Source organism: Archaeoglobus veneficus SNP6 (assembly GCF_000194625.1).
GTDB lineage: Archaea > Halobacteriota > Archaeoglobi > Archaeoglobales > Archaeoglobaceae > Archaeoglobus_C > Archaeoglobus_C veneficus.
In genome coordinates this window covers 223,280-238,661 of the sequence record NC_015320.1, presented here as the reverse complement: position 1 = coordinate 238,661, position 15,382 = coordinate 223,280, and the positions used below count along the sequence as shown (strand labels likewise).

The 15,382-nt window shown below is 44.6% G+C and carries 18 protein-coding genes; 10 read left to right on the top strand and 8 right to left on the bottom strand.

Going from position 1 to position 15,382, the window contains the following annotated elements; translation table 11 throughout:
- Nucleotides 1–50 precede the first annotated feature (50 nt).
- Entirely contained in the window at nucleotides 51–1,172 is a 1,122-nt protein-coding gene (mfnA, locus tag ARCVE_RS01365) for a tyrosine decarboxylase MfnA (RefSeq protein ID WP_013682987.1), read from the top strand.
- Between the two features lie 146 nt (nucleotides 1,173–1,318).
- A complete protein-coding gene (locus tag ARCVE_RS01360; protein ID WP_013682986.1) occupies nucleotides 1,319–1,840 on the top strand; it encodes a hypothetical protein in 522 nt (173 codons plus the stop codon).
- Between the two features lie 7 nt (nucleotides 1,841–1,847).
- Here ARCVE_RS01360 and ARCVE_RS01355 read toward each other — a convergent pair whose 3' ends face one another.
- Entirely contained in the window at nucleotides 1,848–2,189 is a 342-nt protein-coding gene (locus tag ARCVE_RS01355; RefSeq protein WP_013682985.1) for a cupin domain-containing protein, read from the bottom strand.
- A gap of 181 nt (nucleotides 2,190–2,370) precedes the next feature.
- On the opposite strand from ARCVE_RS01355, the gene dnaG reads away from it, so the two are divergent.
- From dnaG to ARCVE_RS01315, 8 genes are all read left to right on the top strand, one after another.
- Nucleotides 2,371–3,585 carry a DNA primase DnaG gene (gene dnaG, locus ARCVE_RS01350; RefSeq protein ID WP_013682984.1) on the top strand — a complete coding sequence of 405 codons (1,215 nt, stop codon included), beginning with the start codon at nucleotides 2,371–2,373 and terminating at the stop codon, nucleotides 3,583–3,585.
- A 366-nt stretch (nucleotides 3,586–3,951) separates the two neighbouring features.
- Nucleotides 3,952–4,467: an ArsR family transcriptional regulator gene (locus tag ARCVE_RS01345; RefSeq protein ID WP_013682983.1), complete on the top strand. Its 516-nt coding sequence runs from the start codon at nucleotides 3,952–3,954 to the stop codon at nucleotides 4,465–4,467.
- On the top strand, nucleotides 4,454–4,726 hold the full coding sequence (locus tag ARCVE_RS01340) for a DUF504 domain-containing protein (protein WP_013682982.1): 273 nt from the start codon (nucleotides 4,454–4,456) through the stop codon (nucleotides 4,724–4,726). The genes ARCVE_RS01345 and ARCVE_RS01340 overlap by 14 nt, the downstream gene beginning before the upstream one ends.
- On the top strand, nucleotides 4,701–6,161 hold the full coding sequence (argH, locus tag ARCVE_RS01335; RefSeq protein WP_013682981.1) for an argininosuccinate lyase: 1,461 nt from the start codon (nucleotides 4,701–4,703) through the stop codon (nucleotides 6,159–6,161). The genes ARCVE_RS01340 and argH overlap by 26 nt, the downstream gene beginning before the upstream one ends.
- Before the next feature lie 11 nt (nucleotides 6,162–6,172).
- Nucleotides 6,173–7,423 carry a Glu-tRNA(Gln) amidotransferase subunit GatD gene (gene gatD, locus ARCVE_RS01330; RefSeq protein ID WP_013682980.1) on the top strand — a complete coding sequence of 417 codons (1,251 nt, stop codon included), beginning with the start codon at nucleotides 6,173–6,175 and terminating at the stop codon, nucleotides 7,421–7,423.
- Nucleotides 7,420–8,040: a metallophosphoesterase family protein gene (locus ARCVE_RS01325; protein ID WP_013682979.1), complete on the top strand. Its 621-nt coding sequence runs from the start codon at nucleotides 7,420–7,422 to the stop codon at nucleotides 8,038–8,040. The genes gatD and ARCVE_RS01325 overlap by 4 nt, the downstream gene beginning before the upstream one ends.
- A gap of 93 nt (nucleotides 8,041–8,133) precedes the next feature.
- On the top strand, nucleotides 8,134–8,676 hold the full coding sequence (locus ARCVE_RS01320) for a class I SAM-dependent methyltransferase (protein ID WP_013682978.1): 543 nt from the start codon (nucleotides 8,134–8,136) through the stop codon (nucleotides 8,674–8,676).
- Nucleotides 8,627–9,124 carry a DUF523 domain-containing protein gene (locus ARCVE_RS01315; protein WP_013682977.1) on the top strand — a complete coding sequence of 166 codons (498 nt, stop codon included), beginning with the start codon at nucleotides 8,627–8,629 and terminating at the stop codon, nucleotides 9,122–9,124. Before ARCVE_RS01320 ends, ARCVE_RS01315 begins: the two co-directional genes overlap by 50 nt.
- A 12-nt stretch (nucleotides 9,125–9,136) precedes the next feature.
- On the opposite strand, the gene ARCVE_RS01310 is transcribed toward ARCVE_RS01315, so the two are convergent.
- The 7 genes from ARCVE_RS01310 to ARCVE_RS01280 form a co-directional block, all read right to left on the bottom strand.
- Nucleotides 9,137–9,448 (bottom strand): helix-turn-helix transcriptional regulator, encoded by a 312-nt coding sequence (locus tag ARCVE_RS01310; RefSeq protein WP_052302944.1) that lies wholly within the window; start codon nucleotides 9,446–9,448, stop codon nucleotides 9,137–9,139.
- 175 nt (nucleotides 9,449–9,623) lie between these two features.
- Entirely contained in the window at nucleotides 9,624–10,412 is a 789-nt protein-coding gene (locus ARCVE_RS01305) for a hypothetical protein (RefSeq protein WP_013682976.1), read from the bottom strand.
- Nucleotides 10,413–10,717: 305 nt separating this feature from the next.
- Nucleotides 10,718–11,104 (bottom strand): arsenate-mycothiol transferase ArsC, encoded by a 387-nt coding sequence (locus ARCVE_RS01300; RefSeq protein WP_013682975.1) that lies wholly within the window; start codon nucleotides 11,102–11,104, stop codon nucleotides 10,718–10,720.
- 160 nt (nucleotides 11,105–11,264) lie between these two features.
- Nucleotides 11,265–12,953 (bottom strand): NEW3 domain-containing protein, encoded by a 1,689-nt coding sequence (locus tag ARCVE_RS01295; RefSeq protein ID WP_013682974.1) that lies wholly within the window; start codon nucleotides 12,951–12,953, stop codon nucleotides 11,265–11,267.
- On the bottom strand, nucleotides 12,950–13,861 hold the full coding sequence (locus ARCVE_RS01290; protein WP_013682973.1) for an ABC transporter permease subunit: 912 nt from the start codon (nucleotides 13,859–13,861) through the stop codon (nucleotides 12,950–12,952). Before ARCVE_RS01290 ends, ARCVE_RS01295 begins: the two co-directional genes overlap by 4 nt.
- The gene (locus ARCVE_RS01285) at nucleotides 13,858–14,757 is read right to left on the bottom strand and encodes an ABC transporter ATP-binding protein (RefSeq protein ID WP_013682972.1); all 900 of its coding nucleotides are present in this window, start codon (nucleotides 14,755–14,757) and stop codon (nucleotides 13,858–13,860) included. The genes ARCVE_RS01290 and ARCVE_RS01285 overlap by 4 nt, the downstream gene beginning before the upstream one ends.
- The gene (locus ARCVE_RS01280; RefSeq protein ID WP_013682971.1) at nucleotides 14,754–15,347 is read right to left on the bottom strand and encodes a PepSY domain-containing protein; all 594 of its coding nucleotides are present in this window, start codon (nucleotides 15,345–15,347) and stop codon (nucleotides 14,754–14,756) included. The genes ARCVE_RS01285 and ARCVE_RS01280 overlap by 4 nt, the downstream gene beginning before the upstream one ends.
- Between the last annotated feature and the right edge of the window lie 35 nt (nucleotides 15,348–15,382).

The window sequence follows — 15,382 nt, the reverse complement described above, 5'->3', positions numbered from 1 at the left end:
CTGGCTACTACGAATACATATATAAGACCACTGCAATAGCCTTAGTACCAATGTTCAACGTACTCAGCGAACTTGAGAAGTTCAGAGCGGAAGATATCCCGTATTCGAGAGTCTTAAGCTCAATGTGCACAACTCCACTCCCCATCGCCCTCAAAGCTCACGAACTCTTCATCGAAACAAATCTCGGTGACCCTGGGATATTCGCCGGCACATGGAAGCTTGAACAAAAGCTGATAAAAATGCTCGGAGAACTGCTGCACAACCCCAATGCTAAGGGCTACATATGTTCAGGAGGAACAGAAGCAAACATACAGGCCATAAGGGCTGCAAGGAACGTGATACGAAGGGAAAGAAAAATCGACAGACCGAACATCGTTGTTCCAGAATCTGCCCACTTCTCCTTCGAGAAGATAGGAGACATCCTTGGTGTTGAAGTTAGGAGAGCCAAGCTGGATGAAGAGTTTAAGGTTGATGTTGCCAGTGTTGAATCGCTCGTGGATGAGAACACAGTCGGAATTGCTGGCATAGCAGGCACCACAGAACTTGGCCAGATAGACCCCATCGATGAACTCTCCAAGCTCGCTCTACAGCTTGGCGTCCCGCTGCACGTCGATGCTGCTTTTGGCGGTTTTGTAATACCATTCATGAATAAGCCCTATCCATTCGATTTTGAGCTTGAGGGAGTTACATCGATAACCATAGACCCCCACAAGATGGGAATGGCCACAATTCCCGCTGGAGGCATCCTTTTCAGAGATGAAAAGTTCCTTAACGCGCTCATCGTCGAAACTCCGTACCTGACGTCGAGGTATCAGTACACGCTTACAGGGACGAGGCCCGGGACGGGCGTAGCTTCAGCCTACGCTGTTCTGAAACACCTCGGCTACAAAGGTATGAAGCAGATTGTCGATGAGTGTATGCGGATGACTGCGTTGCTCGTTGAAGAGATGACGTCACTTGGTTTCGAACCGGTCATCGAGCCGGTAATGAACGTTGTATGCTTCAAGACGGAAAAAGCCGAGAAAATCAAAGAGGAACTGTACAGAAGGAGATGGGTCATCTCAACGATAAAGAATCCCAGAGCAATAAGACTCGTTGTGATGCCGCACGTAACTGAGGAGGTTGTCAAAGGATTTATTTCTGAACTGAAGAGTGTTTTGAGGAGCGTTTAGTTGAAGCTAAAGTTTGAAACTAAAAAGCCCGAAAGTAGGGGTGTGAAGGCCGAGATATGGCCCTTTTCATCATTTTTCAAAAAATATGAGGAAAACGTTAAGTTCGTTAGAGACTGGCAAACTAAACAAGAAACGTTGTGGTGTCCATGCATAGGAAAACCTTATTCCTGGTCATATTAGCCTCTCTTGTTGCAATTACAGCTATCGCTCTTACACCAACTATCTACGAGCAAAAAGACCGGGTTCTCAGCGAAGAGGAAAAGGCAAAGGCAATTGGGGACTTCAAAGTGCAGCTTTCCCTACTGAATGGTACCAACCACGTAAAAGCTGGTGAAAAAGTCTGTTTCCATGTAAAGCTTAGCTATAATGGCACATCACCAAGGATTATTTACTACGGACATCTTCATCCGTTTCGAATTGAAGTCTACAGCGATGGAGAAGCGGTTGCAAAAATTCCAGAAATTATACTCACCGTCCTGAACACCAGAGTTATACAGCCATCTGAGAGTTTAGAATCCAGCGATTTATGCTTCAACTTTGAGGAGAGAGGTATTTACAAAGCCGTTGCCTACGCTGAACTTGCCTTCGAAGATCCGATATACTGCCAAAATGACAAACAGTGCTGGCAGAGAATTTACTCCAACGAGCTGAAAGTGGTAGTCGAATGAATATGCATCAACCCCCGTCAACCCATACAATATCGCCCTTAACCCACCCGTACTTGAAAACAAGGAGCTTGAAAGGCTCGTCGCGCTCATTAACAACCCAGTGAACGCTGAAAGGCTTGCATAGAAAGATATCGCCAGCCTTAGCCACATACTCCTCGCTGCCAATCCCGAGTCTTGCCTCCCCGTTCAGAACTACGAAGACTTCTGTCTGCTTCTCGTGATAGTGCTTCCCAACGCTCGAACAGGGCTTGATTTCGGCAATTTGAACGTAAGAATCGTCTGCTATGTCGAAAACTCTCATAACTCTGTATGTCCCTCTGTCTTCCCATATCCCGCCTTCAAACCTCATGTATCAGCATTGATGAAAGTTGGCTAAAGTTTTTTGTTCCGCAGTTGAAGCACATAGAAATTATAACCAGTATTCATACAATCTGCGAAATTACATAGCAGTTCTACAGAACCTCCCGGTGACAAATAACTATTTATAATGCATTTACACCCTTTATTAACGCAGACAAGGGATAGACATGATGGAGAATAATGGAGGAGTGATAGCAATGAAGGCTCCAAGCGACACAACGAAGTACTTGATACACGCAGAGATAATTGCAGAAGGTGTTGTTGAAAGGCCAGACGTTGTTGGTGCGATATTCGGACAGACCGAGGGTCTGCTGGGAGAAGACCTCGACTTGAGAGAGCTCCAGAAAACAGGTAGAATAGGGCGAATTGAAGTCAAAGTCGAAAGTAAAAGTGGTAAGAGTTTTGGCGAAATTAAGGTACCTTCAAGCCTTGACAAGGTTGAAACTGCAATCCTCGCCGCTGCTCTCGAGACTATTGAGAGAGTTGGCCCATGCTCTGCGAGAATCAAAGTTATCAAGATAGAGGACGTTAGAGCGAGCAAGAGGAGAAAGATAGTCGAAAGGGCGAAGGATATACTGAGAGACCTCTTTGAAGAGCCAGAGATAGAGTCAGAGAAGATTGCAGACCTCGTCAGACAGGCAGTTAGGGCTGAAGAGGTAATTGAATATGGTGAGGAGCGGCTTCCAGCCGGCCCTGCGGTTGATGAAAGCGACGCTATTATAGTTGTAGAGGGTAGAGCAGACGTTCTGAATCTTTTGAGGCATGGAATAAAGAACGTGATTGCAGTGGAAGGAACGAACATACCAAAGACCATCGTTGAGCTGAGCAAGAAGAAGACAGTTACAGCATTCCTCGACGGAGACAGGGGTGGAGACCTTATTCTGAAGGAACTGCTGCAGGTTGCAGACATAGACTACGTTGCAAGGGCTCCAGAGGGCAAGGGAGTCGAAGATCTCACTCAGAAGGAGATAGTAAAGGCGCTGAGAAACAAGGTTCCCGTAGAGCAGATTCACGTAATAAGGGCCAAGGAAGAGAGGAGAGAGACGAGGGAAGAAGAGAAGGTAGAGAAAGAGAGTGTTGAAAAACCCGATGAGAACGCCGTAAACGTACTCAAGAGGCACAAGGAGGAAGTCGAGGGGAGATTAATAGCAAGGCTTCTCGACAGAAATCTCAACATTATCAGGGAAGTCCCTGTCAGAGACCTCGTTAAAGTGCTCAAAACGAACAACACACGGGCAGCAAGCATTGTCTTCGACGGAGTTATAACCCAGAGAGTCATCGACCTCGCGGCTAAGAAGAATATCGCTTACCTTGTAGGCGTCAGGCTTGGTAGCGTCGTTAAGGTTCCTACAAACGTGAGAATCATCACGTTTGATGAGCTTTAACTTTCTTTTTATTTTTTAATATTAAAATTTAAATTCTTAACATTCCCGAAATTAAGTTATGGATTTTGAACACAGTAATTCCAGTTTTCTTCAGGTTTTGGTTCGCATATAATTAATCTCCTGTCCCGTTTACGAATTCTACCATCTTCAGCAAATTGCTGCCTTTCTTCCAACACCGCATTAACGACTTTCTGAACAATTCCGTGCTAATTTCCAGACATACACGGAGCGTATAGAGCTGCAAAGACCAGACGGGCGGAAAGTGGACATGCAGAACTACGGAGCCTAATGTGGGGTCCAATAGTATAGAAAACTAAAAATATCTTAGGGGAGAAAAGTACATAATTCTTCTAAGCAGGTGGGAGCATGGTAAAGAGAGCAAAGCTTGTAAACGACATAGTGGAACTCGTCCCAATTCTTCATATATTCTCAACGAATCTCTACAGAAATGTTTACGAGACTTTACTCACCGAGTGGCTCACACTGGATGAGCTCTTTGAGAGATTTGGAGATGGTGTCGAGGAGGCGTTGCGAATTCTCAAGCATGCGGGAATGCTCGAGATGAAATGGAGAATGCCATCCGAGCCCTCGGGAAAGCCCGAAAAGGAGTATCACGTCAGCTACACCCATTTAAGTGCAAACTTTTACGCGTCGCTGAGAGACTTGAACCGTATCCTCGAGATCGTTTTCATGCCAGACGACGAATTTGAGGAGATAGTTTCGAAAATAATAAAGGAAGTAAAGGCCGGCAGGATGTCTGTGCCACACATAAGCAGAAGCCTCGGTCTCGAACCTCTGGTTATAAGGGCAGTTGCAAAGCGCTCGCTAAAGCTAAACATAAAGGGTCAGCTCGTGGAGCTCGCAAAGAATGAAGAAATTTGAGATCAAAGAGAAGGACGTAAGAAGTATCCTGAACAGGTTCAGATGGGATCCTGCCTTCGATTTTAACCTCGTTGAGGTTTTTTACATAGACAGACCAAAGGGAATTTCAAGTTTATCCGGAAGTGAAATCGAAGAAATAGGATACAAGTTTATCTACCTGCAAGATGCAGCAATACCAGTTCACCGCGTTGTGGAGATAAGGTACGATGGCATGACTGTCTGGAGGAAAGGTCATGAGTGTGGTAAGAAGCAGGCTTAAAGGAGAGATGGACAGACTGGCGCTAACGCTCACCTCGTCGCTTGAGCACGACAGGAATATCTTTTTCTACGATATCCTCGTTGATCTCGCACATGTCCTGACTCTTCTCAAAGCAGGCCACATAAGCAGCGAAGATGCGATTCCCATCCTGAAGGCAATTTTAGAAGTGAGAGATGAAGGTATGCCCGAAGGCGGAGAAGACGTCCACGAAGCGATAGAAGCGAGAATCATAGAGAAAGCAGGAAGTGCAGGAATGAAGATGCACACTGCAAGGTCGAGAAACGATGAAATTGCCACTTGCTTACGTCTCTTCGCAAGAGACTCCCTTCTCCACCTTGCCTACTCCCTTCTCAACCTCAGAGAAGTCCTGCTCAATAGAGCCGAAGAGTACATCGATGCTGTGATGCCTGGTTTTACGCATCTGCAGTACGCACAGCCCACAAAACTCAGCCATCACTTAATTGCGTACCACGACATGATTACAAGGGACTTTCAGCGGTGCATGGATGCTTTTAAACGCATCAACCTCTGTCCTCTTGGTTCAGCAGCCTTTGCCTCAACCCCTTTCCAGCTTGACAGACACTACACGGCAAAACTTCTGGGCTTCGATGGAATCGTCGAAAACTCTGAAGATGCAACAGCATCGAGAGATTTCCTCATCGAATCGATCTTCGTCTCCACATCGGTTATGCTTACGCTGAGCAGGATAGCTGAAGAGATAATCCTCTGGGCCTCTGAATTCGGATTTGTTGAACTGCCAGACGAATACGCTTCGTCTTCAAGCATAATGCCCCAGAAGAAGAACCCCGATGTCGCGGAAATCGTGAGGGCTAAGGCTGGCAAGCTTACGGGAAATCTGATGGCCGCTATGGCAATCTACAAGGCGATGCCCCTATCCTATAACCGCGATTTTCAGGAGATGAACCCGCTGCTTTACGATTCGCTGCAATGTGTGAATCTCTCCTGCGACGTTATGGCAGGAATGCTTGAAAAGGTAAAGTTCAGAACGGATGTCATGGAGGAGAAGGCTGGCAGAGGCTTCAGCGTTGCAACGCACATTGCCGATGAGCTTGTTAAACTCGGCGTGCCGTTCAGGAAGGCCCATCGCATTGTTGGAAGGCTCAGCCTCAATCCGAGCTACGAAAACCTCAAAAAGATTATGGAAGAAGAGGGGCTCGAACCAATGGACGAAGAGAACTTTAAGCGATGCATGGACGTAAAAGAAGTTGTTGAAGCAAGAAAGAACATCGGCGGGACATCGAAGGAGGAGATCAGGCAGATGCTCGAAGACAGGCTTTCAGCCCTCGAGAAGGATGCAGACATGGTTGCGGGGCTTGCCGAGAGAATATCTCGAGCCCTCGAAGAGCTTTACAGAGAGGTTGAGATGATACTGGGCGGGACGGTAGAAAAGAGTGGAAAGGTAAAGAGTGAGTGAAAGGTGGTAAAATGGTCGAAGGTGTTGAGGGTAAAAGGGTCAGGATAAAGGCAAAGGGAAGGATTTTTGAGGGAATAGCGATGCCCTCATCAACAGGCTCCTTCGTTCTCAAGCTCGATAACGGTTACAATTTGGGATTTTCAGAATACGAGCTTATTGAAGTAATTGAGGAGGGCAGACCGAAGGAAGAGATTGCTGAACTCGCGAAAAAAGAAGAGTTGCCCAATGTCAAGATCATCTCCACAGGCGGTACAATAGCGAGCAAGGTCGATTACAGAACCGGGGCTGTTACAAGCCAGTTCTCTGCTGAAGAGATCGTTAGCGACGTTCCCGAAATTGCCGAAATCTGCAACGTCGATGCGATGCTGCTCTACAACATCCTCAGCGAGAACATGAAGGCAAAGCACTGGATTGAGCTTGCAAGGGAAGTTTACAAGGCCATAAAGGATGGATATGAGGGTGTGATTATCACCCATGGAACGGATACGATGGCATACACGGCAAGCGCCCTCGCGTTCATGCTCTCCACACCCTCGCCGGTAGTATTCGTTGGAGCACAGAGAAGCAGCGACAGGCCGTCGAGCGATGCGGCAATGAACCTTGTCTGCGCCGCAAAGACTGCAATCTCGGATTTAGGAGAAGTAGTTGTGGTCATGCACGCGTCAACCAGTGACGATTTCTGTCACATCCACCGCGGTGTTAAAGTCAGAAAGTGTCATACGTCGAGGAGAGACGCTTTCCGCTCAATAAACAACCCACCCCTCGGCGTTGTGAGCTACCCATCCGGAGACATTCGCTGGCTCTCAAGCAGAATCAGGAGGGGTGAAAGAGAACTGAGGCTTAAAGACAGGCTGGAAGAGAAAGTTGTGCTCGTAAAGTTCTTCCCCGGCCTTAAGCCCGACGTTCTCGACTACTACTACGATAAGGGTTACAGAGGCTTCGTTCTCGAGGGAACTGGACTGGGGCATGTCTCCACAGACTGGGTGGATACGATATCGAGGATTGCTGAAGACAGCGTTGTTGTCATGACGTCCCAGTGCCTCTGGGGGAGGGTTTGTGACAGAGTTTACGATACCGGCAGATACCTGCTCCAAGCAGGAGTCATAGAAGGCGAAGATATGCTGCCGGAGGTTGCCCTCATAAAGCTTATGTGGCTGCTCGGAAACTACGATGTCGAAGAGGCGAAGCGCCTCGTAAAGGTTAACCTCGTTGGTGAGATAAACCCAACAACGAGGTACTGGGACGAGGAGGTGGAAAAATGAGGATTCTTGCCCTTGCAGACATACACGGCAGGAAGATAGAAAAGCCCGATTACGATGTGGATGTAGTCTTCGTGGCGGGAGATTTTACAAACGCCGACGATCCGAGTTTTGTTGAGGGTGTTCTCGACGCTTTAAGCACAACGGGGGCAAAGATATTTGCAGTTCCAGGCAACATGGACAAGAAAGGAGTTCTTGAGATACTCGAAAATAGAGGTGTTTCAATACACCTGAAGACTGTAGATGTTGGAGGATTCACATTTGTTGGACTTGGCGGCAGCAATCCGACTCCCTTCGGCACACCATTCGAGATGACCGACGATGAGATAGAAAAAGAGCTCTCTAAGCTCAGCGGAGACATTGCAATCTTCCATCCTCCGCCAAACGGTTTCTTTGACTGGATCGGCGAGAACTCCGTTGGCAGCATGGCGGTAAGGAAGTGGATGGACGAAAAGAAACCAAAGATGCTCATATGTGCCCACATCCACGAGCACCAGGGCGTTGCGAAGCACAACGAGACGCTGATCGTAAAGCTTGGCACTGCAATGAAGGGCAGTGCAGCCCTCATAGAGATTGGAGAGGGATTTGACCCTGTAATCGTTAGATTCGTCAGTATTTAGCCTCGCTTTCTCCATTTTTAGAGGGTTGCACCAAAGTGAGCTTCATAGGCTATAGACTGACAATCTCCCTTCCGGCCAAAACGAGGTGTAATCGTGCCCTTCGACCCAGCGAAGAAGCATCTCCTCGAATCTGAGGAATATAGAAAGATCCTGCCTGTTGAGCCATTTATCGAGGTTATTTCCGGGATTGAAATAAGGAGAGACGTTGCCGTTGACGTCGGGGCAGGAACGGGACACTTCACAATCCCTCTCGCCGGAATTTTCAGGAAAGTTTACGCAATCGAGATAAGCATGGAGATGGCAGAATATCTGCATAAAAAGGCCCATGATATGGGAGTAACGAACATCGGTGTTATAGTTACGGAAAGGCCTCCAGAACTTAAAGCGGACTTCGTTCTGTTTGCAAACGTCCTCCACGAAATGGAAAAGATAGAAGAGTACTTGGAGTGGGCGTCGAAGATAAGTAGCGTCGTAGCGGTTATAGACTGGAAAGAAGATGCTCCCTTCGGCCCTCCTGTCAGCGAAAGGATTAACGAAGAGAAGATGGTTGAAATGCTCGGGAAGTGGTTCGATGTCGAGCGAAAAGATGTCTACAGATACCACTACTTCCTGCTCGGGAGACGAGCAGAGAAGTAACGCAATCGTGAGCGCGTGCCTTCTCGGCTTAAACTGCAGATACGATGGCAATTCTGCTTTAAACGAGCGAGTTTTCAGGTTTTTGGAAGGAAATAAACTTAATCTCATCCCCGTGTGCCCCGAACAATTGGCAGGTTTTCCAACTCCGAGAAAGAAGTGCGAGATAAAAGATGGGGATGGTTTCGACGTAGTTGATGGAAGAGCGAGGGTTTTTACGGAGGACGGAGAGGACGTAACGGAGCTTTTTATTCGAGGAGCCGAAGAAACATTCAGGATTGCCAGAATTGTTAAGGCGAAGGTTGCCGTTCTGAAGTCCTTCAGTCCATCCTGTGGAGCTGGCAGAATTTACGACGGTAGTTTTTCCGGCAGAACAAAGGAAGGATGGGGTGTGACTGCAGCGATGTTGAGAAGGGCTGGGATAGTGGTTTTGAGTGATCTGGATGTTTAAAGACGTTTAATCTCAGTATCCGCGTAATTTCACAGTCTTTGTCATACCGCTATTATATCTAATAATTATCCCCCGTGTCTCCAAATCCTGTAATATTCTCGAAAGAGTTGATTTGGGTATACCTGTCCTTACTGCAAGTTCTGCTTGCGTCATCTCGCCATAGTTTATCAGAGCCTCAACTATCTTTCTTTCATTTTCTTTTAAGGTTTTGAGGAGTACCGAAGCTTGCGATTTGTCTGTTTGTCCCGAGGTTGGATTGGGTTTATTTTTGCTCTGTTTATCAAACAATCCGTCTACAAAGTCTTTTACAACTCCAAAAACCAAAAGAAAGAATAAAAGTCCATTAAACCTTTAAATGAGTTATCCATCATTAAACCCAGAAGATAAGCTGCAATTGCGATGAGAACACACTCTTTTGTAATCTCTATTCTCATTACTCTCCCCCAAGTTAGCTACAACATAAAAAATTATAAAAAATTTTCTGACTTAAGTGTAACTGTTAAGTGTAACCTGCATCTTTTGTCATTTGCAGGTACTTATCAACCTGTACCCAAGCCCAAGCATCTACACCATCTACCCAAGGTAGGCTGTTATCAAAGCCTGCTCTTGCATCTACCCTTCCAGCAGTAGATGTCCACGTAGCGTCGCTGTCAAAGTACTCTATATACCAGCCCAAATACCCATTTGCATACGCACTGGAATCGTCTGCCACATAGAAAACGCTATCACCGGGATACACGTGGAAGTAGCCCTTAGCTGTTAGGTTCCAAAGTGTTATGCCTAAGGCATTCTTTGCTTCAATACTTGACCAAGCTTCGACTACTACAGGAGATGCTGCCAAAAGCTGAACTTCGGCTACAACTTTTCCATATTCTTTAAATATCTTAGCTGGCTCCTCTTTTGATACTTTATCTTTGTTATATATTACATCTTTACTAACTTTCTTCTCAATTACCCTCGGTATAACCTCCCTTGCAACAAGCCCTTTCTCCTGTTTGTAGACTTCAACGTACTTTATTTTATCATCCTTTTTGAGAATAACTAGCATATCCATAGTGTTTGTGTCTACTGTGTACATCCCAATACACTTCCAACCATCTCCAGCAATTTCAAGCGATTTTTTTATCACTTCGTCTCTATGTTCATTGTTCTGGTATATCATTGAACCACTGAGCGTTTGTATTTCTGCAACGGAGTTGTCGGAGTTCGCCATAGTTGAGGCCATAGCCACTCCCGCCACTAGCAAGATGGCTATCAAAAATAGGCCCACTATCCATGCCTTCTTCATTTTTCACCTCCTGTGTTTTTGTATTATTTTTATGCTGAAACAACATAAGTAAGTAAAGTGGAACGATCCAGAACAGCTTATAAATGAGCGTTCCATTTGATGGAACGAGTTGAATTCTTAACAATCTTGCTCCTTCTCAATATCATTAAGTCTGTCTATCCCTTCCAACCCTAGATCTAGTTCTCCATTCCTTACCAAGCCGTTGAAAATATCCCAAAATTTTTTAAATCACAATAGTTACCGCTGCAATGCTGAGAAGAGCCGGGATAGTGGTTTTGAGTGATTCGGATGTTAGCGATTGATTTTCAATCCTCAATCCTATCCAGCAACTCCTTTACCCTCTTTTCAATCTCTGAAAAAACCCTCTCGTAAATCACAATATCCTTCCCTTTCGGATCCTCAATATTCCACCTTTCAACGTTCTTATGCGGAATTGCAGCGCAGCTCTCACTGCAAACCGTAACAACAAAGTCGTATTCCTCAATATTGACTTCGTCCAGCCCCCTTGGCCTTTCCTTATCGACACTATAGCCGAACTTCCATATAACTTCAATAGCAGTATCATCAAGCCGGTCTGCCTTTTCAACTCCTGCAGATTCGGCTTTCCATTCCTTCGCCAGGCTGTTGAATATGCTCTCGGCCATCACGCTTCTGCACGTGTTCTGGACGCAGACGAACAGGACTTTCTTCATACTATCTCGGGAAGGTGTGGCGTACTTATCCCTTTTTCAGTTTTTTCCCACTCTTTTTTGAAATACACAACTAATAGCCACTGCTTGCTATGCTATTATGACGGTAAGTCAGTCAGATTAAAGACAAATACATGCTATCGCAACATACTTGTGGTAAACCCTATTTTCTCCCAAACTTTCTAAAAATCAGGACCAAACTGACGATAGAGACGAGAATAATCATACCCCCTAAAATTAGCGAATAGCTTTTTTCCTTTACAACAACTCTTAAATCTTCCTGTACGGCACTCTGGTCGCTTTTAACGTGTACTTCAAGTTTATATTCGCTTGGTATTGTGTCTGCTGGAACCACTACCCTCAACATCGTAACCATACTTTCTCCTGGTTGTATGGCAGGTATTTCCTTGGGCTCAATGAAAACATCCCAGCCAGCTGGAGCTCTCACATCTATCTTGACGTTCGTTATTGCTGCCCCTTTGCCAGAATTTGTGATGATCAGCTTGAATTCAGATACCTTTCCAGGTTCGGTGGTTATTAAATACCTGCCACCAAACGGTTCTACCTTCAGTACATACTCTCCTTTCAGGCTTAAAGTCAGATTTCTGCTTATAGTTCCACAAAAACCATTTACGTACAACGTTATATTGTAACTGCCAACCTTCGCATTGTACGGGACAACTATTTCCAAGTACACGTCCCTTGATTCGCCACTTCTAATAAACACTTCAGATATACCCTCTGTAGAATCTGGCGTTTCTTTAAATCTATAATAGAATCTCTCAGGCAATCCCAAGACGCTGAGCTTATAACTATCATCCCTGTAACCTTTGTTTTCTATTCTGAACTTAAAGAGAGGATTCCCTTTACCAAGTGTAAAACTCACTTTAGGGTTTGTTACTATGATGTCGGCATAATATGGTTTCTTTTCAAGGAGAATAATTCCTATATCTGTTGTTTTACCTGCTCTGACTTCAACGTCTTTTATCTCTTTTTTGTAAAAACCATCCTTTACAATTTCGATATTGTACTTACCTTGAGGAAGTTCTATAAGTCCCTCTCCCTCTGAAGAAGAGAATACCGTTTCCTCAACTTCTCCCGCCGCTCTTATTCTGGCGAAATCAACAGCTCTTCCGTCCTTTCCCAGTAGTTTTAACTTTATCTTACCGAGTTCTCCCCGGTGTGTCTTAGTTATATAGACTGAGATTTTAACAAATTGCTTATTAAAACAAGGTTTAACAGTGTATTCACCAACCGCGGCTTCACTATCTGTTTCAATCTCAAGTACTATGTCCTTTTTCTCATTTGGCTCCATAATTATCCGATACACTTCGTTTTTTCCATCTAAAAATCTGTAACTCCAGTTTTTCGGAGATACGCATAAAAGATCTACTTCAAGCTGAGCATTAATTTTATTTTTAAGAGTTATTGGTAAGGACACCTTGTCCCCCGCCTCAACTCTGATACCAGTAATCGAGGGAATTATTTCCAGAGGGTCTTCTGGCATCTTAATATCAATTCTAAAAGAAAAACTGCCCCCCGCATTTATCCAGACCAGATACGTTCCCTCCTTTGCTGTTTTCGGTACTTCAAGCTGAAATTGGATAGTCTTGCTTTCATTTGCATTCAGTCTGAGGTATGTGACTTCCTCACCATCAAAAATGAAGCTGCCAGCAAAGCCATCAGGAGCTGAATACGATAGAGAATATGTTACAGGGCTGCCGAAGTCGTTGGTCACAGTTATTGTAAAAGTTAAGGTCTCTCCCGGGACTGCAGAAACTCCTTTTACACCGCTTTCAACTGAACCTGTAAGTATAAATGCAATGACAACAGCAAATACGATAAACCTCATATTTCCATCCTCAGAAACCTTAAATAGCTCAAAACAAAGAGTATAACCGGAAGGGCAACGAAACTGATAACATTTTTGGTTACATCTCTGCTTCCAAAGAGATCTCTTTCATCGAGTGACGAAACGAGCTTCTGGTAATTGGCAGAGGGGGAAAGAACTGTAAAGAAGTCCATTATAGCCATTCTCCTTTCCCAGTATTCCTGGAATTTCTGCTGGTACTCTTCCATGATGCTCTGATCTATTTTCCCGTCAGAGACTGGCATCGGAGGAGCTTCCCCAGCAAGTGCCTCAGAAAGAAAGAGGCCCAGAAGAGGAACTATAGCCGTAAGTAGTATAAATATCCCAAATGCCATGAGCAGTGACGATCCGGAATCCTTTGCTATTGTGGATGTGAAGAGCGCTATCGAGAAAAATGTGAAAAGATACGCCAGTGTCACACATCCAAATTTTGCTATATTAATCAAATCGTTAAATGAAGGCAGTATACCAAACATGACAATGATTCCAAGAGCCATACCAAGTGTTAAAGCTACTGCAAGGCTCAAGGCTGCAAAAGCTCCCAGCGCCTTACCATTTATTATCGAATCCCTGTAAATCGGATGTGAAAGCAAAGTTTTAAGAGTGTTTTTCTCTTTTTCTTTTGTTATTAAATCAAAGCCCATAATTAGGCCAAGAAAACCTCCGAACGAGGATATACCCAGTGACCCCATCATACTGAAAATCGAAATTACCGAAGGTTTCTCCTCAATTTGTCCAGCGTAAAACGCCTCAGCTCTCTCCTTAAAACTCTTGGCTCCACTATACATCGAGAAACCTGTAATAAGAACGATGGCAAGGAGTAATGTCAAGAATCGCTTGCTTGTTATTTGGTCAATAAATTCCTTTTTTGCTACAACCAGCACATTCATAATTCGCCCTCCTCTATCACCTTGAGATAAATTTCTTCGAGACCCGGTTCCATGAGGCGTAATTCCTTTATCAAATAGCCATTTTCGCATAGAATTTTAGAGAGTTCAGCCCTGCAGTCTTCCTCAGTTTCAAGAATTACTTTTGAACCATTCAATTCAATTTTCGAGGCAAGATGTTTAACGAGAGATTCATTTAAAGCCGGTTGCGTTTCAATAAGAACCTTCACCTTCCCTTTTACCAACTCTTTCAATTTCCCCCTGACAATGAGTTTACCCCTCAATATGATGCCAATCGTATCGCATATCTCCTTTACTTCCGATAGTATGTGGGAGGAAAAGAAAATCGTCTTCCCTTCTCCTGCAAGCTCTCTTATTAGTTTTCTAAAATCCGCAGCGCCTTTCGGATCTAAGCCAGAAGTTGGTTCGTCGAGAAAAATAACATCGGGATCGTTCAACAACGCCTGAGCCATACCCAAACGCTGCTTCATGCCCTTCGAAAACTCACCCACTTTTTTGTCGGCTGCATAGTTTAAGCCAACACGCTCAAGTAATTCGTCAACTCTCTTCACGGCTTCACCCTTCGCTATTTTATAAAATTCTGAGAAGTACAGAAGATTTTGCTTTGCAGTGAGATTATCGTAAAAGCCAACGTTCTCTGGCAGATATCCACATATTTTCTTCACCTCAAGGGGGTTTCTAAGTACATCAATTCCACTGATTCTGATTTTTCCCGATGTCGGTTGCAACATACCCATTAACAGATTGATTGTAGTCGTCTTTCCAGCACCATTCGGCCCGAGAAATCCAAATATTTCATTTTCTTCAATGTAAAGATTTAGGTTATCAAGAGCCCTGAAATTACCATATAGTTTTGTCAGATTTTCTGTTTCTATCATTTCAATCCCCCAAAAGACGCCCCACGAACGCTTATTAGCTCTCCACTTGTTGCGTTAACGGCTACCATCAAAACGGCAAAACTGCTTTCATCAGCCCAAGCAATTCTCCACAACGTTACCTTAGGAGAGCTTTCCAGAGATATTCTATCTATGCTTGCATTCTTATGGAGGGTAAGCCATTTTACAACTTCTTCGTTTTTAATAGCGGCTTTAAAGGCAGCATGTTCGTCAATCTTGATTTTTTTGAGTGGAATCGGGGTGGGGGGCTGTATGTTCGGCAGGTTTGGCAGATTCATACCTTCAGTACTTATAACCTTACCGCTTTTTGCATCAATTCTACAGTGATATATTAACCCATTTTCGGCAAAAGTTAAACTCCATTCCCACCTGCCATCGTAGTTTTTAAGAGTGATGTGGGTTAAATTCGTTAAGTTACACACCTGAATTGCTTGATTGTAGGAAATTGTCGGGGGTAGCGTGACTTGAGAAACGTTTATACCAGTATCCTCCTGAACTTCGCGACTATCAGAGCAACCCACTAATATCACAGCACCTGTTAATATTATCAAGGCCGTAGCCATGTACCTCATAGCGGTGCGAATAACTTTTACAATGTGAGTGTTTC